The 16,486-nt window shown below is 70.4% G+C and carries 16 protein-coding genes; 10 read left to right on the top strand and 6 right to left on the bottom strand.

What is annotated here, in order from left to right; genetic code table 11:
* The first annotated feature begins 489 nt into the window (after positions 1-489).
* Complete coding sequence (locus tag WMF44_RS07695) at positions 490-1,911, top strand: serine hydrolase domain-containing protein (RefSeq protein ID WP_437298476.1); 1,422 nt, start codon at positions 490-492, stop codon at positions 1,909-1,911.
* Here WMF44_RS07695 and WMF44_RS07690 read toward each other — a convergent pair.
* Positions 1,901-2,026, bottom strand: coding sequence for a hypothetical protein (locus tag WMF44_RS07690; RefSeq protein WP_437298475.1), 126 nt, complete (start codon positions 2,024-2,026; stop codon positions 1,901-1,903). The two genes, WMF44_RS07695 and WMF44_RS07690, sit on opposite strands and share 11 nt — an antisense overlap.
* A 289-nt stretch (positions 2,027-2,315) precedes the next feature.
* Between WMF44_RS07690 and WMF44_RS07685 the strand changes: the two genes are divergently transcribed.
* Complete coding sequence (locus WMF44_RS07685; protein ID WP_437298474.1) at positions 2,316-2,717, top strand: hypothetical protein; 402 nt, start codon at positions 2,316-2,318, stop codon at positions 2,715-2,717.
* A 111-nt stretch (positions 2,718-2,828) separates the two neighbouring features.
* Here WMF44_RS07685 and WMF44_RS07680 read toward each other — a convergent pair whose 3' ends face one another.
* Positions 2,829-4,850 (bottom strand): membrane dipeptidase, encoded by a 2,022-nt coding sequence (locus WMF44_RS07680; RefSeq protein ID WP_437298473.1) that lies wholly within the window; start codon positions 4,848-4,850, stop codon positions 2,829-2,831.
* 162 nt (positions 4,851-5,012) lie between these two features.
* A complete protein-coding gene (locus WMF44_RS07675; RefSeq protein ID WP_437298472.1) occupies positions 5,013-6,380 on the bottom strand; it encodes an ATP-binding protein in 1,368 nt (455 codons plus the stop codon).
* A gap of 24 nt (positions 6,381-6,404) precedes the next feature.
* On the opposite strand from WMF44_RS07675, the gene WMF44_RS07670 reads away from it, so the two are divergent.
* Complete coding sequence (locus WMF44_RS07670; protein WP_437298471.1) at positions 6,405-6,950, top strand: response regulator; 546 nt, start codon at positions 6,405-6,407, stop codon at positions 6,948-6,950.
* 95 nt (positions 6,951-7,045) lie between these two features.
* Here WMF44_RS07670 and WMF44_RS07665 read toward each other — a convergent pair whose 3' ends face one another.
* Together WMF44_RS07665 and WMF44_RS07660 are read right to left on the bottom strand one after the other, a co-directional pair.
* A complete protein-coding gene (locus WMF44_RS07665; RefSeq protein ID WP_437298470.1) occupies positions 7,046-7,387 on the bottom strand; it encodes a hypothetical protein in 342 nt (113 codons plus the stop codon).
* Positions 7,381-7,944 (bottom strand): MFS transporter, encoded by a 564-nt coding sequence (locus WMF44_RS07660; protein WP_437298469.1) that lies wholly within the window; start codon positions 7,942-7,944, stop codon positions 7,381-7,383. The genes WMF44_RS07665 and WMF44_RS07660 overlap by 7 nt, the downstream gene beginning before the upstream one ends.
* Before the next feature lie 357 nt (positions 7,945-8,301).
* Between WMF44_RS07660 and WMF44_RS07655 the strand changes: the two genes are divergently transcribed.
* The 3 genes from WMF44_RS07655 (at position 8,302) to WMF44_RS07645 (ending at position 10,595) form a co-directional block, all read left to right on the top strand.
* A complete protein-coding gene (locus tag WMF44_RS07655; RefSeq protein ID WP_437298468.1) occupies positions 8,302-8,778 on the top strand; it encodes a hypothetical protein in 477 nt (158 codons plus the stop codon).
* 132 nt (positions 8,779-8,910) lie between these two features.
* The gene (otsB, locus tag WMF44_RS07650) at positions 8,911-9,711 is read left to right on the top strand and encodes a trehalose-phosphatase (RefSeq protein WP_437298467.1); all 801 of its coding nucleotides are present in this window, start codon (positions 8,911-8,913) and stop codon (positions 9,709-9,711) included.
* 263 nt (positions 9,712-9,974) lie between these two features.
* The gene (locus tag WMF44_RS07645) at positions 9,975-10,595 is read left to right on the top strand and encodes a hypothetical protein (protein WP_437298466.1); all 621 of its coding nucleotides are present in this window, start codon (positions 9,975-9,977) and stop codon (positions 10,593-10,595) included.
* Between the two features lie 10 nt (positions 10,596-10,605).
* On the opposite strand, the gene WMF44_RS07640 is transcribed toward WMF44_RS07645, so the two are convergent.
* Positions 10,606-11,349 carry an SDR family oxidoreductase gene (locus WMF44_RS07640; protein ID WP_437298465.1) on the bottom strand — a complete coding sequence of 248 codons (744 nt, stop codon included), beginning with the start codon at positions 11,347-11,349 and terminating at the stop codon, positions 10,606-10,608.
* Between the two features lie 73 nt (positions 11,350-11,422).
* On the opposite strand from WMF44_RS07640, the gene WMF44_RS07635 reads away from it, so the two are divergent.
* From WMF44_RS07635 to WMF44_RS07620, 4 genes are all read left to right on the top strand, one after another.
* The gene (locus tag WMF44_RS07635; protein WP_437298464.1) at positions 11,423-12,322 is read left to right on the top strand and encodes a cupin domain-containing protein; all 900 of its coding nucleotides are present in this window, start codon (positions 11,423-11,425) and stop codon (positions 12,320-12,322) included.
* Positions 12,323-12,534: 212 nt separating this feature from the next.
* Complete coding sequence (locus tag WMF44_RS07630) at positions 12,535-13,995, top strand: serine/threonine-protein kinase (protein ID WP_437298463.1); 1,461 nt, start codon at positions 12,535-12,537, stop codon at positions 13,993-13,995.
* A gap of 58 nt (positions 13,996-14,053) precedes the next feature.
* The gene (locus tag WMF44_RS07625) at positions 14,054-15,073 is read left to right on the top strand and encodes a hypothetical protein (RefSeq protein WP_437298462.1); all 1,020 of its coding nucleotides are present in this window, start codon (positions 14,054-14,056) and stop codon (positions 15,071-15,073) included.
* A 1-nt stretch (position 15,074) separates the two neighbouring features.
* A complete protein-coding gene (locus WMF44_RS07620; protein ID WP_437298461.1) occupies positions 15,075-16,415 on the top strand; it encodes a hypothetical protein in 1,341 nt (446 codons plus the stop codon).
* The last annotated feature ends 71 nt before the right edge of the window (positions 16,416-16,486 follow it).

Here is a 16,486-nt window from a genome sequence, read left to right as displayed (position 1 = left end):
CGTGGGCGAAGCGGGGCAGCGCTGGAGCGGTCTCCCGCCAGATGTCACGATGTCACGCTGTGACAATGTCACGATGTCACACCTCCGCGAGCGTGCCCTCGTGCGGCGCAGCAGCGCGCCGAGCCTCTCCCCTCCTCCTCGCGACCGGCGCGGCGACAGGCGGAGGCGACGCCGGGCGCGGCGCTGCCGGGGGGCGTCATGAGCGCGCAAGTGGCTGATATGGGACGCATTTCCGCGGGCTCCAGGCGGCGCCAGGGCCGCTCCTGAGGGGCGCCCGGCCGTCGCCGCGACCACCACGCCGCGCGCGCCGCGCGGCGTGCGCTGCTCGCCGGAGCGCCGTGCGGCCCGCTGGCACGAAGGGTGGATAAGCCCCTGACGGGGCGCGGGCGAAGAGGCGCTCCGAGACCGCAGCCGATGATCCCGACGGCCCTTCGCCCCGCCCCGCGCTGCGCGGAGGCCGCAACACCATTCAAGGAAGGAATCGCGAACATGAGAGCCAGTAGCTTGATCTTCTGTGGAGCCGCGGCCGCCGCCTTCGTCGGCATGGCGCCGTCGGCGCACGCCCAGGACACGTACCCTCAGCAGGCGTCGATCATCTACCCCGTCCGCACGGGCACACCGGAATCGGTGGGTCTGTCCAGCGCCCTCCTCAACCAGGCGGTCAACGAGCTGGAGAATGCGGTCGACGACGGGGATATCAATGGCGCGGTCCTCCTGGTCGCCCGCCGGGGCCGGGTCGTGCTCCACACCGCCGTGGGGACGAGAGACGGCCTGAACGAGGACGATCCGAGCATGCCCTCGGTGCCGATGCCGCCCGATGGGATCTTCGATCTCCAGTCCATGACCAAGCCGTTCACCGTCTTTCTCGCGATGAGGATGCAAGAGTCCGGGGATTTCCCGGGGTTCAACATCAACAACACGGTCGCGACGTATTTCTCGGAGTTCGCCGTCTCCTCGGTCAACAACAAGAGCTCTGTCACGATCAGGGATCTGATGAGCTACGTATCGGGGGAGGAGGTCGACTACTTCGACGACAGCAACCCGAACGGCCTCTTCGACGACGCCGACCCCTGGCACTCGATGCTGGAGGCGCCGCTGGCCTACCCGCGGGGGACGAAGGTCGTCTACAGCGATCTCGGCTTTCGGATCCTGGGTCACGTGCTGGAGACGGTCGGCGGCGACTCGCTCCAGAACCTGATGCAGACGTACATCTTCACCCCGCTGGACATGACGGACACCAGCTATCAGCCGTGGCTCAACATGCCGGAGAAGGAGGACCGCTTCGTCGGCACGGCGTGGTCCGCGGCGCGCGAGCGTTATCTCCGGGGCGAGGTGCAGGACGAGACCGACTACTTCCTCGAAGGGGATGGCCCGGACCCGGCAGAGCACCTCACCGGGTGCGACGGCCTGTTCTCGACCGCGAGCGATCTGGCGAAGTTCGCCCAGATGATGTTGAACCGGGGCAAGCACGTCTACAACTGCGACCGATGGCCTCTCAACATCTGCGTAAGCACCCTGCTCCCCGGCCAGGCCGTGTTCGATATGACCACGACCCAGACGGGCTCGCTCCATCTCAACAGGTCGGCTTGGACGTACTCCGAGAACCTGCTCTACTCGCGCAAGGGGTACGGCTGGGAGATGTGGGACGCAGGCATGTGGCCCGGCGGAGAGTCGGTGTCGACCGTCGCCTACAGCAAGACAGGCGCCGCAGGGACGCTCATGGTGGTCGATCCCGAGCCGAGCCGCGAGATGTTCGCGATCCTGCTCACGAACCACGGGCTGCCGAAGTACGACCATTTCACCGTCGACCCGGCGACGGGCAAGATCTCCTGGGAGGAGTTCGACTGGATGCTCGGTGACATCCGGGCCAACGAGGTCATGACCAAGGTCCACGGGTCCCTCACCTGGTGACCCGGCCCGCGGAGGCGACGCGCGGGCCGAAGCGCTGCGGCCGGGCCTCCACCTCCTCGCGCGGCGTGCTCCGGGCCCATTCGACGGCGCGCGCCGCGCGTGGCGGATAGGCCATGCATTGACCTTCGAGGGGCAAGAACGTTTGCCAGGTGGGGCAAGAACGTTTGCCCTTATCGCGTCTCCGACCGTGGGGTACCACCTCCGTACCCGGTCACGGTCCTCGTACGAGCTCCGCAGCGCGACCACCCCGCCGGAGCGACGGAGACCGAAAGCATGAATGGAGGCAGAGCATGACACACGACATCAAGAGCGCACAAGGCACACTCCTCGAAGGCCAGGACGACTGCACCGCGGCCCGACCCAGGGATGACCGACGAGCTCGGTCGGGCGGGAAGGGCCGAGGCATGAGGTTTCTCGCGAAGCTCAGCGGGATGATCGCGGTCCTCGCCTCCATGGCGCTCGCGGGCTGCATCGCGCAGGAGGGCGACGAGGCCCTGAGCGACGAGTACCTGAGCGAGGAGACCGTGGAAGAGGCGGAGCAGGCGCTCCAGATCGGCCTCACGTCGGTGACCTGCAACAGCGGCTGGCCTGGTACGCGGGGCTGCTTCAAGAAGATCACGAGCGCGACGAACATCGTCGCCGGCACGATCACCGTGCAGATCGACGGCCACAACGGCGCCGTCGGGTTCAGCGCGTCCCAGACCGGGCCCAAGACCATCGAGTTCTCGGCGAGCATCCGCGAGGGCGACGCGTTCAACCCGGGGGCGAACACGACCAAGTTTCTCGTGGCGTGGATGCGCCAGTAGCGGCGGGACCACGACCCGACCCAGGTCGGCGGCGCGGCACGGCTTTGCCGCGCAGGGCCAACCCGGGTCGGGGCCCCCGGGGTCGCCCAACCCGGGACGGACGTGCGCGGATCAGGGGATGGATCGCCCGACCGTCTCGGCCTTCGCCCACATCTGCGCGAAGCCTTCGGCTCCGCTGTAGAGCCGGTCGATGAGCTGCTCTCCGCCCGGAAGCGCCTCGACGTGCTTGAGGAAATCCGGGAAGAGCCCGACGTGAACGACCCCCTCCTCGTTGTAATCCCACGAGCGGCTCCCCATCCGGGCCCTGGGGAAGCTACCGTAATCGACGCACGCCTCGGCCGCCGGATCGACGCAGCGGTACACGATCTCCATGGCCTGCGTACAGAACGCGCGCGTCGCGGCCTGGACACCGGCGCGGCGGTATTCGTCGGGAGTCGGCGCCTTGTAAGAGCAGGACGTCTTGTCGTTGCAGGCGCGGCCGACGAGGCCCGTCAGGTTTCCGCTGGTCTGGATGTCGAGGCAGCCGATGCGCGCGGAGCGCACGTCGATCTCGGCCCCTGTGCACCGGAGCTGCGCGGGCGGGTGGCCCCAGGCGTCGCCTGGCACCGTCACCACCTTGTCCCGGGGCGCCTGGCACTCGGGAGAGCGCGGCATGACGACCATCCCGTTGATGTCGGAGCCGAGGGTGATCTGAAGCGCCTTGCCGCCTGACGTGATCGCCGCCACGGCGGCCGCGTTCCGCAGGAAGGTCCGTGCATCGGAGTCGCCGAAGCCGACGCCCGCGAGCCCGCCGCGCGCGGCGAGCTCCGTGTACTGGGCGCTGGTCCGGCCGTTCTCGTTGCCGCTCGATCCGCGGAGCCCGTTGTGCCCCGAGACGAGCGGATACGCGCCGCCGGGCGTCGTCCGGGTGAACGCGAGCACGTCGCTCACCATCCGCTGCGACATGTGATCGATGTCGATCACCATCCCGAGCCGCATCATCTCGTCGAGGGCGACGCGGCCCATGGGCAGGAGCCCCAGCCGGTTCTTGTGGCCCTCCCCCGACTGGCAGCTCGGGAGCGGGATGTGACCGCCGGCGTCGCCGAGCTTCATCAGCTTGAAGAGGTCGTTCCCCGACTGGATCTGCTTCGTGATGCCCTCTCCGCGGGAGCACTCGAGGTCCCACCATTTCCCCGTCTGGAAGCGGTTGGCGCGCGCCACCTCGTCCTCGTAAGCGGCGGTGCCGCCGAAGAGGTTGTCGGTGAGGTGGACAGGGAACACGTAGCGCACGCCGAGGACGTGGAGGCGCTTGATCTCCGCGCGGATCTGGGCCTCCGTGGGCGACGCTCTGTTCCACGCGAAGTTGCCGATGTCGTCCAGCTCGACACCGACGATCACCGCGAGCTTGTTCTTCTCCACGATGCGCCGGAGATCGGCGGATGAACGCGCGATCTCCATCCACGCGTCGTGCTTGCCGACGAAGCGGACGAGCTCTTCGATCTGGAGATTGCCCGACGCCCTGTCGTCGATGGGCGGGTTTGCCTCGATGCCGTGGGCGAGCGTGCGGCTGTTGACGGCCAGCGCGACCATCACCCGGAGGCCACCCTCCTTCGCGCGGCGGATCCAGTCGACCCACATCTGCTGGTGCAAGATATCGTTGTGCGCCGGGAAGTGCGCGAACGTCGGATACCCCACGGGGCGCTCGACCTCGAACGAGCGGATCCCGTGGGATTTCGCCATTTCCCCGAGCACGATCTGGCGGACGTGATTCCCGCACTTGTTCGTGAGAAAATCGTGACCCCGGTGGGTGCTGTAGCTGGTCCCCAGCGCCTCCGCGATGCTGGCGGCGCGCCGCGCCGACGCATTGCACGTGGCGCCTGACACGCCTTGACCGCTGGGGTCGTAGATGGTCCCCGGCGCCATGAGCACGTCGACGTCGGGAGCGCCGTGGAGCACGTGCCCCCCGAAGCCGAGGTGCGCCATCGGGTGGGTGTGGAGATCGGCGAACCCGCGCAGCGGTCGGCCGGGAGCGTTCAACGCAGGATCGAAGATCGGCGAACGCCGCGCCTGCGCGCTCACCGGGCCGGAGGCCGCGAACGTCGCCGCGGCCGCGGCGATCGCGATCCAGGTCGGAGCCAACGCAGGACCTGTCATTGGGCTGGTTTTCTTCATACCGAGTCATCCTCCCGAGGTGTGCGAGCGACGGAGCCCACGCGAGTCCCCACTTCGCCACCGAGGCGTACCGCGCGGCCAGCGGCGCGATGAGGGCAAATTTTCTTGCCACCCTCACCGCGCGCCGCGCCGCGCGCTCCGTCGTCACACGGGCGCTTCGAGCAGCTCGATGGTGACCTTGGCGCCGCCCTCCGGGAGGTTGGCGCGCAGGACGAGCCCACCGCTCGATTCCACCATGCCGGCCACGAAGCCGAGCCCCTGTCCGGACCCGCCCGGCTTCGGGCTCGGCGTGTCGTGGAACCCGGGGCCGTCGTCCTTCACCTCGATGGCCACCCGTCCGCCGCCCAGCGGGCGCGCGTCCAGCGTCACGCTGGACGCCCCGCGCTCGCCCGTCCCCTCGCACGCGTTGACGAGGAGGTTGAGGAGCACCCGCTCCAGCACGTCGTGCCCCCCCGCGAAAAGGACCGCGGTGCGCTCCGCGCGATCCGTGACGTCGACCTTCACCGCCTGGTAGCGCCGCCGGACGACCCGGAGCGCGCCCCGGGTCGCCTCGCCGATCTCGGCGGGGGCCGTCGCGCGCAGCGCGTCGAGCTCGCGCACCGTCCTGTCGCGGATGTGCCCCATGGTCGACGCGACGTCCTCGATGCTCTCGCGGAGCTGCTCCAGCTTCCGCAACATGCGCTCGGCGCTCGCGGGCTCGACCCGAAGGAGCTCGCGCCGGAGGAGATCGGTGTCGATGAGGGCGGCCGAGAGCGAGGTCTTCACGTCGTGGTGCTCGTGCAGCATGACGCTCAGGTTCCGCTGCGCGCGCTCGGCGCGCAGCGTGGAGCGCGCCCCGAGCTCGACGACGCGGACCGTGCGCATCGTGACGAGCAGCGCCGCGCTGGCGGCCGTCAGGAGCAGGAGGAAGAACAGCGAAGCCGGCGTCCAGAAGGCGTCGTGTTGGCCGCCGTTCAGCGCGCGGTCGAGCGCGATGAGCACGAGCGCCGACAGCGCGTTCGCCGCCGTCGCGAGGAGCACCGCCCGGCGGACGAGCCGGAACGCGCTCACGGACACCGTGATCAGGAGCGCGGCCATATCGGGCAGGTGCAAAATTCCCGGGTAGCCGTCCCAGGGCCAGAGCACGTTCGGCAGCAGCGCCAGAAAACACAGGAGCGCGTCGAGGCCGACCGAGACGAGGATCAGGTGAGGAGGGGCATCGGTGCTCCGGCTCCGCCACCACACGTACAGCGAGGCGGCAACCGCGCCGAGGAGCAGCGGAACCTCGATGAGCGAGCGCGCGAGAGAGCCTGTCGGCGTCAACCCCTCGACGGCGAGGAACCGCGCGAGGAGGGCCGCGCAGAAGACGCTCCGCGCGATCGAGGCGGTGCGCTCACCCCGCAGCGCCTCGCGCGTGATGAGGGCGTCGAGCTGCGCGCCATTTGACAGTGCCGACAGTGCCGGCAGTGCCGACACGGCCGACACCGCCGGGAGGCTGGCCAGCTCCGCCCTCTTGACACTATGCGCCCCCATGAACCGGGGGCATGCTACCATACGATGTTACGCTGGCTGGTCGTGGAGGACGACGCGAGGCTCAGGCGCGCGCTGCGCGAGGCGCTCGAGGCGCGCGGCGCCGAGGTCGTCGCGTGCGCGTCGGTGGCCGAGGCGCACCGCGCGCTCGCGGACGGGGCGTTTCAAGGCATCATCGCCGACGTGATGCTCCCGGACGGGAACGCCGTCGACGTCGTGGAGCGGGCCATGACCTGCGCTGTCGCGCCGACGATCGTGGCCATCAGCGGCTCGGCGAGCCCGGCCGTCTCGTTCCGGCTCGCCCAGATGGGGGTGCGCTCGTTCCTGGCGAAGCCGCTGCGCCTCGAGGAGCTGGAGCGCACGATCGACGACGCGCTGGCCCGGCCGCCCGATCTCCGGCCTCAGGTGCGCGCGGCGGTGGGGCGGGCGTCGATCCAGGACGTCGAGGAGCAGGTGCGCACCGTCATGGTCGACGAGGCGCTCGCGCGCGCCGGGGGAAACCGCCGGAAGGCGGCAAAGCTCCTGAACGTCTCGCGCCAGCTGCTCCAGCACATCCTCCGGCGGCGATCGTAGGAGAGGCCAGCGCCGCCGCGCGCGGGCCGTGAGCCACGGCAAATTCCTCCTCCACCGCAGGCGATGGCGAGCGGGACGCGCCGGGGCCGGCGCCGTCACTGCCCCTGTGTCGCCGCGAACGGGTTGAGCTCGTTCGTGAACAGGTCCTCGGCCTTGATCTGCCCCGCCTCGAGGTCGCCGTCCTTCACCAGCCAGTCGATCCAGATCTGGTATTCCCCGGCCGACAGGAGCCCGCCTTTGCCGGCGACGCCCAGGCTGGTCCAGTACTTCACGAGCGACGCGTCCTCGTTGCGGCCCCGCCGCTCGATGATGCGCTGCAAGCGGGCCACCACCTCCTCGCGCGGCGCGCTCCGGGCCCACTCGATGGCGCGCGCCGCGGCCTCCACGAACTTGCGGGCGCTGTTCGGGCTCTCCTTCAGGAATCGCTTGCTCAGCACGTAGCTGCCGGCGGTGAGCTCGCCGAACAGCTCGTGATCCGCGCGGGCCGCGCCGTGTACGGGCCGAAGACGATCGGCGACATGAGCACGGTGATCAGGAACGAGAGCCCGATGAGCCGGTACGTGCCCGAGAAGCCGAGCGCCTTCGTGAGGCTGGCCGCGAGCATGGGGCCGAGCAGGAACATGCCGACCCTATGCGTGCCGCGGTACCAGCCGGCCTTGCCCTCGCCCACCGTCTCGAGCTGCTGCATGAACACGGTGCTCAGCGAGACGAAGCGCATCGGCATGAAGAAGCTGATCGCCGTCGTGAAGGCCAGCAGGAACACCGGAGACGGGACCGCCGGCAAGGCCATGTAGAGCGACCCGGCCACGAGGCTCCCCAGCACGAACAGCCGCGAGGGCCCGAGGTGATCCACGAGGAGCCCGATGGGGATGCTCATCAGGAGCACCCCGACGCTCTGCGATCCGGAGATCAGCCCGAGCAGCGCCTCGTTCGCCCCGAGCTCCATCGCATAGAGCGTCGTGCTCACCTTGGCCACGCCGACGCTGAGGCCCATGACCGAGGACAGCGCCGCGAACACCAGCAGGAAGCGGTTCTTGTCGATGAAGGAGCGCAGTTGGACCTCGGCGCACGGCGCGGATCAAGCCTGTTGCTCCGCGCCGGCGAACACCCGCGGTCAGCAACCCCCATGCCGCGCCGGAGCGGGCCGGAACGCGGGGCCGGGAGCTCCCTCGCTGCTGCCGGGGCAGCAGCGGGTGGTGATCCGGTGCCCCGGCGCGAGCAGGCGCGACGCGATCAAGCGACCAACCGGCCAATAAACCAAGCGCGCGCGCCGCCGGTAGCAGGTTTTGCACGGAACCGCCCGCGCTTTGTTGTTGCCCTCGTCATTTCGAGGGTGGTACTGGTGCAAGGCATGAAATTCCCTGCGATTCATGCATTGATCGCCGCGAGTGTGCTCTGTTCCACGGCCGCGTGCTCGTGGCAGCCGTATGGCGAGGTCCGCGTCGTGAGGCGGACGAAGGTCGGCGGTGAGCTCGCGATCCTGGGCGATCGCGAGGTGGCCATGCAGAAGGCGAGCCAGACGATGGCCACGACCTGCGGCGGACCCGAGAGCTACGAGATCGTCGAAGAGGGCGAGACCGTGGTCGGGGAAGAGTCCGTGTCGGAGTCCAGCGAGCGCCGCGAGAAGGATTTCTTCGGGCCGAAGAAGCGGAAGCAGGAGAGCACGCAGACGGTGCAGAAGACCGAGTGGCGCGTGAAGTACGAGTGCAAGGCGGACGAGCCGGCGGCCGCCGCGGAGGGGTCGCCCGCGGGCGACGCCGCGCCCACGGAGGCCACCGAGGGCAAGACCGAGGGGCGCCGCGTCCACGAGGTGATCATCCGGTTCTGACGCGCGCGGCGCGCGGCGCGCCGCGGCGACCTGTCCGTCGTGGCGCAGCAAGACCGGCCAACCGGGTCGCTCCCGGTCGCGCCGGCTTTGCCATCGTGCTCCTGGCCTGCCCAGTGGTAGATCTGGTGCAGCATGGACGTTCTTGAATTGGTCGAGCGCGCGGCGGCCACGCCGTCATTGCTGCTCGCGACGGACTTCGACGGGACCATCTCCGAGATCACGGCGGGCGCGGCGGTGGCGGCGCCGCTCGCCCTCGGGGCGCTGGGGGCGCTCTCGCGGGCGCCGGGCACGACCGTCGCGATCGTCACGGGAAGGACGATCCACGATGTCGCGGCGCGCACGGCGGCGCTCGGCGCGGCGTGGCGCGTGGGCGAGCACGGGGCGGAGATCGCGACGCCGGGCGGGGAGTTCGTGTACCGGGCGGAGGCGCCGACCGAGGCGCTCGACGCGCTGGAGCGCGAGGCGGAGGAGGCGGCGCGGCGGGTCCCTGCGCTGTGGGTCGAGCGCAAGCGCTGCTCGATCGCGCTCAACTGGCGGCTCGTCTCGGCGGAGGCTCGGCCGGCGGCGCTCGACGCGCTCGGGGCGTGGGCGGACGCGGCGGCGCGGCGCGGGTTCGTGGTCATGAGGGGGCGCAGCATCCACGAGGCCCGGGACGCCGCGCACGACAAGGGCCGCGCCCTCGCGTTCCTGCTGGCGCGGCTGCCGCCGGGGACGCTGGTGGTCTATGCGGGCGACGACACGACCGACGAGCCGGCGATCGCCCATGCCCGGGCGATCGGCGGCGTGGGCGTCTACATCGCCTCGTCCGAGCGGCCGGACACCGCGGTCGAGCCCGACCTGACGCTCGATGGCCCCGGGGCGTGGATCGCGTTCCTCGCGGCGCTCGCGGCGCGGCGCGGCGGCCAGATCGGCGAGGCGCCGCGCCTCGTCTGAGCGCCGGACTCAAGTTCTCCGTTCTTGCACGCCAGAGAGAAGATCAGGAGAAGCGGTGTTGCGTGCGCCGCGCGCGGAGCACGGATGTAGGGCGGGCAGATGCGGTGGGGTGGTGAGCCGGACGGCGGTGACTCGCCTCGAACGGAGCGCGAGCCCACCTGCGAGCTCCGCCGCCAGCAAACCGAGCGCGCCGTTCGTCCATGGCCGCTCCAAAAAAGAAGTCTGATTAGCGGGTGAGCTGGACCGACAGTAGAGTTCGGCGCATGTGGACATTTCACATCTCAGCACGTCCGCTCCGCCGCACGAGCCGCGTGCAGGCGACATCGGTGCCGCTGTGCCTCGTCGTCGCGCTGGCGGGCTGTTCGCCCAAGGCCCGCAGCTTCCAGGGCTCCGGCGGCGGGGGCGCCGGCGGCGACGGGGATCAAGGGGTAGGGGCCGGTGACCCCGGCGCTGGCTGGGACGGAGAGGCCCCTGCGTGCGCGGCCGAGACGCAGGCGACCGACTGCGACGATGACAATCCATGCACCGCGGACGCGTGCACCAGAGGCGCGTGCGTCAACGTCCCGCTCGACGGCGTGCCGGCCCTGCCGTCCGGGCAGATCGCGGGCGATTGTCAGATCCTCACCTGCGCTGCGGGGCAGCCGTATCCTGCGCCGGACGACGCTGACGCCGACGACGACGGCGACCCATGCACGAGCGACGGGTGTCGGCGAGGGGTCGCCACGCACGTCGTGGCCGCAGGCTCGCCGTGCGGCCAAAGCCGCGTCTGCGACGCAGCGGGCGCTTGCAAGCTGGCGCCCGGCCGGCGGTGTCATGGACACGAGAGCTGCGCGAGCGGCGTCTGCCGCGGGAACGGCCGCTGCGGCGAGTTCCCGGAGGAATGAACTGCCTCGCTCATCTGGCCGCAGCCAGCGCCACCGCGTCGGGGCCGGCCGGGAAGCGGAGCTGCCCTGACGCGTCGTTCGCCGCGCGCCACACCCCTTCGGCCACGTCGGACTCGCTCGTCACCAGCGCCGGCTGCCCGAAGGAGGCGAAGATGCGCTGCGCGAGAGGCGCGTAGGCGTCGGGGATCAGGCCTTCCATGCGGGGTCCCCCGTTGCTCGTGAAGCGCGTCGTCGGGCCGTAGCCCGGCTCGACGAGCTTCACGCGCACGCCGAAGGCCTCGAGCTCGAACGCGAGCGACGCGGTGAACCCCTCGATGGCCATCTTGCTCGCGGTGTACACGGCGACCAGCGGCATCGGCGCGAGCGTCGCGCTCGACGTCACGTTCACCACCACGCCCGATCGCCGCGCGCGGAGCTGGGGCAGCACGGCCTGCGTCATCGCCATCACGCCAAAGGTGTTGGTCTCGAACACCTCGCGCACCGTGGTCATCGGCGTGGCCTCGAAGGCGCCCAGGAGCCCGATGCCGGCGTTGTTGACGAGGACGTCGATGGGCCCGCTCGCCTCGAGCGCAGCCGCGATGCTCTCGGGCTTCGTCACGTCGAGCGCGATGACGCGCAGCCGGTCCGACCGAGGCAGCACGTCCTCGCGCGGCGTTCTCATGGTGGCGACGACGTTCCAGCCCTGCGCGTGGAAGTGGCGCGCGGTTTCGAGTCCATATCCAGAGGAGCAACCCGTGATGAGCACAGTGTTCATGAAGGGAAGATAGCGACGGCGCGCTGGACTATCTACCATTGGTAGTCCACGTTTCGTTTGCTAGAGTCCAGACATGAACGACCCGCTCTCGGAGGTCATCGCGCTGCTCCAGCCGCGCGCCGTGTTCTCGAAGCGCATCAGCGGCGCCGGCCGCTGGGGGGTCCGCTACGCGGACTTCGGCCAGCCGAGCTTCTGCGCCGTGCTGGAGGGCAGCTGTCGTCTCGCCGTCGACGGCGCGCGCGCCCTGACGCTCGAGGCGGGCGACTTCGTGCTGCTGCCGGCGACGCCGGGGTTCACCCTGTCGGGCTTCGAGCCGGTGAGGCCGGAGCGCATCGACCCGAAGGTGACGCCCGCGCCGACGGGCGAGGTCCGCCACGGCGCGCGCGGTGGACGCCCGGACGTGCGGCTGCTCGGCGGCTACTTCCTCTTCGACTCGCCCGACGCGGCGCTGTTCGTGTCGCTGCTGCCAGCGGTGCTGCACGTGCGCGGCGTCGAGCGCCTCTCGGTGCTCGTACGGCTCGTCGGCGACGAATCCAGCGCGCAGCGATCGGGGCGCGACCTCGTGCTCACGCGGCTCGTGGAGGTGCTGCTCATCGAGGCGCTGCGGTCGACCTCGGCGGACGACGCGCCTCCGGGGCTCCTGCGCGGGCTGGCCGATCCGCGGCTCGCGCCGGCGATACGGCAGATGCACGCCCAGCTCGCGCGCTCGTGGACGGTCGCCCAGCTCGCCAGGACCGCGGCCCTCTCACGCTCGGCTTTCTTCGAGCGCTTCACCCGCACCGTGGGCCTGCCGCCCATGGAATACCTGCTCGCCTGGCGCATGGCCGTCGCGAGGGATCTGCTCCGCCGCCACGATCTCGGGATCGCCGAGGTCGCCGGGCGCGTCGGCTACGGCTCGGCGAGCACCTTCAGCACCGCGTTCAGCCGGCACGTGGGCCAGCCTCCGGGTCGCTACGCGCGCGGGGTAGCATGAAGATGTCCAATCAACGGCTGCACAGGCGGCCATGACGGGCCTCCCGCACGCGACGTGGGCGGTTCAGGAGACGGCGCGATGCGCGCGCTTGCCCTCATCGTGTTCGGCCTGAGCGGGTGGTTTACTACGACGCTCTCGTGATCTCGCCGGCCCGCGCGAGCCCATCAAGCGACGCTTGACCTCCCGAAGCCGCTGAGACCTCATGGCAAGCCATGATCGAAGCCCCGGTCCGGCCCGGCGACGTCGTGGCGGGCAAGTACCGCGTGGAGCGTCTGCTCGGCGCGGGGGCGGTGGGGGTCGTCGTCGCGGCGGTCCACGTCGAGCTCGGCCAGCGCGTCGCCGTCAAGTTCATGCGCTCGGCCCAGCACGCCACCGCCGACGCGCGCGCGCGCTTCTTGCGCGAGGCGCGCGCGGCGGTGCGGCTGCGCAGCCAGCACGTCGCCCGCGTGTTCGACGTCGGCGCCCTCGAGAGCGGCGCGCCGTACATCGTCATGGAATTCCTCGAAGGGCGTGATCTCGCCGCGTTGCTCAAGGAGAGTGGGTGTCTCTCGCTCGACGACGCCGTGGAGTACGTTCTTCAGACGTGTGAAGCCGTCGGCGAGGCGCACGCCGCCGGGATTGTGCACCGCGACCTGAAGCCGGCGAACCTCTTCGTCACGCAGGACGTCAGCGGCGCGCCGTGCATCAAGGTCCTCGACTTCGGGATCTCGAAGATCAGCGGCGCGGAGCTCGCCCTCACAGACGACGACCAGCAGCTTGGCACCCCCTACTACATGTCGCCCGAGCAGATGAGCTCGCCGAAGGATGTCGACCCGCGCAGCGACGTCTGGGCGCTCGGCGTCCTCTTGTACGAGCTCATCGCCGGGCAGACGCCATTTCACGCGGAGACCATGGCGGAGTTCTATTGGCGCATGCTCGCGGCCAAGCCCACGCCGCTCCACGAGCGCCGGAGCGACGTGCCGCCGGAGATCGACGCCGTGATCCAGCGTTGTTTGATGCACGATCGCGAGCAGCGCTGGAGCGACGTCGCAGCGTTCGCAGGCGCCCTCGCGCCTCACGCGGCCGCGCGAGCGCCGAGCTATCCGGAGCGGGTCTCGCGGGTGCTCTCCATGTCGCGGTCGTCTTCGCCGGGAGCCAGAGACACGCCGGAGCCGCGCCGCGTGGAGGCCTCCTCGCCGCCGGCCAGCGCCGGCGCAGCGAGGTCGATCGCGCCGCGCCCGCCGGATGCCATGGCGGAAGCAGCGCCCGCCGCGCCCTGGCCCTACAGAGCCTTATCGCCCTTCGTTGTGCTCATGTCGAAGCCGCGCAATCGGGCTCCCCTTCTCCTCGGCGGTGCGTTCTTCGCGGGCGCTGCGGTGGCGGTGATCGCCTGGGGGGGGCAGGATGGGGGGGGACAGGAGCGGGCGCGCTCCCCGGCACCGACAGACCGGCCCGCTGCCTCCTTCGGCGCGCCGAACGCGGCCCCATCCGCGCCTGTTGCCCCCCAGGCTCCCCCCTCCGCGCCCGCCTCTCCTGCCGCGAGCGCGGAAGCGCAGGCGGAGCCCACCTCGCCTTCGCCGGCGGCGACGGCCACGCGGAAGGCGACGAAGCCCGCCCCGCGGGCGAAGCCCCCAGCCAAGGACGTTCTTGCCCCGAAGCCTGAGCCGGCGTTCTCGTACGACGAGCGTCGCTAACCCTGGGACAACGGCGAGGGGTGCCCATATACTGGGATCGGTGCGTGGCCCAGGACCGATGCGTGTGAAGCGCGGTATCATCGCTGCGAGCGCGCTGATTCTATCGTTATCGCTCGCGCCGCGCGCGCTCGCGGATCCGACCGCCGAGGACCGGGCGGCCGCCGATGTGCTCTTCCGCGAGGGGCGCGCGCTCGTCAAGCAGGGCAGCTACGCTCTGGGGTGCTCGAAGCTCGTCGCCAGCCAGAAGCTGGACCCGATGGCCGGGACGCTGCTCGCCCTGGCGGATTGCTATGAGCTCAATGGCGAGACGGCGAGCGCCTGGGCGACCTTCAACGACGCCGAAGCGACGGCGCGCAGAGCGGGCGATGGGCGGCGCTCGAAGGAAGCGGGGCGGCGGGCGGGCCTCCTCGAGCCGCGGCTCTCGAGGCTCGTCATCGAGGTGGCGCCGGAGGCCCGGGTCGAGGGGCTCGAGGTGCGGCGCAACGCGAAGCCGCTCGATGCGGCGATGTTCGGCTCGGCGATCCCGGTCGATCCGGGCGAGCATGCCATCGCGGCGGTGGCGCCTGGCAAAAAGGCATGGAGCACGAAGGTGGTCGTCGAGCCGAAGCCAGGGCAGAGGACGGTGCGCGTCCCTCTGCTCGAGGACGCGCCCGCGCCAGGGCCGGAAGCGCCCGCGCCTGCGGTCACGAGCGCGGCGCCCGCGGCGAGCTCGTGGAGCGCGCAGCGGACCGCTGGGCTCGTGCTGGGCGGGGTGAGCTTGGCGGGGATCGCGGTAGGCGCTGTGTTCGGTGTCGAGACGCTCTCGAAGATGAGCGAAGCGCGTAACCAGCATGGGTGTACCGACGACGACCCTCCTCGATGTGGCGCCGAGGGGGTCAAGCTCCATCAGGACGCCAACACGACCGCGAACATTTCCAACGTGGCGTTCGCGGCGGGAGGCGCGGCGCTCGTCACAGGCCTCGTCGTGTTCCTGACCGCGCCGTCGAGCGAGGCCGTGCCGTCGACGGCGCTGGAGGTGCGCCTGGGGCCTCCGGCCCGGTTGGGAACAGCGGGGCTGTCGTTGCGAGGTAGCTTTTGAGATGGGCCAGATGCGACCATGGGGGCTCGTCGTCGTCGGGGGCGCATTGCTCGTCGCCGGCTGCCAGATCATCGCGGGCGTGCGCGCCGACGCGGAGCTGAACCAAGGAGGCGACGGCGGCGAAGCGTGCAGCGTCTCTTCCGGGTGCCCGAGCGGCGTCTGTCAGGACGGCGTCTGCAAGCCGGCCGAGGCGAAGTGCGCGCTCGACCTCGAGCCGTTCGACATCCTCACGTCCGAGGCCCTCGGCGGCCATGAGGTCGACACCTCCTCGCTCGTGCTGGCAAGCGGACCTGATCGCGTATTTGTCTCGGTCATCGACAAGACTGCCAGCCGGCTCGTGATCGGGACGGTGCACGAGATCGGGGAGCCAGCCGGGTCGAAGACGGAGTTCCCGTTCACCGACGGCGCGGCTTTCGTCACCGGCCACGAATCCGGAGGGCAAGTGATCCTTCAGGGCAGGGTGGGGTACGAGATCGGGCAGCTCGTCTTCCCCACGACCGCCGACGGCGTCTCGTCCGAGGGGACGTTCCAGCGGTTTCCCGCGCTCGCACCGGAGTGCTCGAGCCCCAACGTGGCCGCGTCGATGGCGTTCGTCCAGGCGGGCGATAACACCCTTTACGCCGCGACCTGCGCGGCGCCGGGCGGCTCGACGCGAGCGCTCGTCGTGGGTGGATCGGCCGAGCCTGCGCCGACCCTGGTGGCCCAGGGCCCACGTACCGATGCCTCGCTCAACGTTCACTACTACACCGTCACGAACGGCCAGCACCTCCTCTTGTTGGATGACAAGGCGACCGGAGAAGCGTTCTTCCGAACGGGCGCCTCTCGCGCCGATCTCGGCGTGGCGCACCAGATCCAGTTCAGCCCGTCTCCTGACGAGGTGGAGTCATTCTTTGGGGCGTTCCCGCTGCCCGAGGGCGACGGCGTCACGCTGTTGATCGTGCACCTCGTCCCTCCGCCGAGGCTCGCCCTCTCGGCGGAGGTAGGCGTCGTGAAGGACTTCCTGTCGCTCGGACAGGTTCCCCCGCCCGGCTTTGTCCCTGTCTTCAAGCTCCAGAACGTGAACCAGTACAACCCCCCGGGCCCCGTCGCGAGCGACGGCGAAAACGTGTATCTGACGTTGGTGCCGCCCCCTGGAAAGAGCGTGAGCCTGGGCTGGTTCACGCGAACAGGTGAGAACGTGCTCCCCAACCAGCCTATCTTCTCCCTTCCGGACGGCAGCAGCGCGCAGATCCTCGGCTCGACCGTCGCGCAGCTCGGCGTGAAGCTGCTCGTCGCCTGGATCGAGCAACGCGACGGTGCCTACTCCGTGCGCGGTCAGCGGCTCATCTGCACGCTGCAATGACGCGCCGACCGGCGCGGCCCGCTCGAGCGACCTGTTGGTCGGCAGGCGCCCGCGCTGCGGGGCGAGGCGCC

The sequence above is a fragment of the Sorangium sp. So ce426 genome, from assembly GCF_051475585.1.
GTDB lineage: Bacteria > Myxococcota_A > Polyangia > Polyangiales > Polyangiaceae > Sorangium > Sorangium cellulosum_B.
The sequence above is the reverse complement of the archived record's forward strand: the minus strand, read 5'-3'. Positions and strand labels throughout refer to the sequence as shown.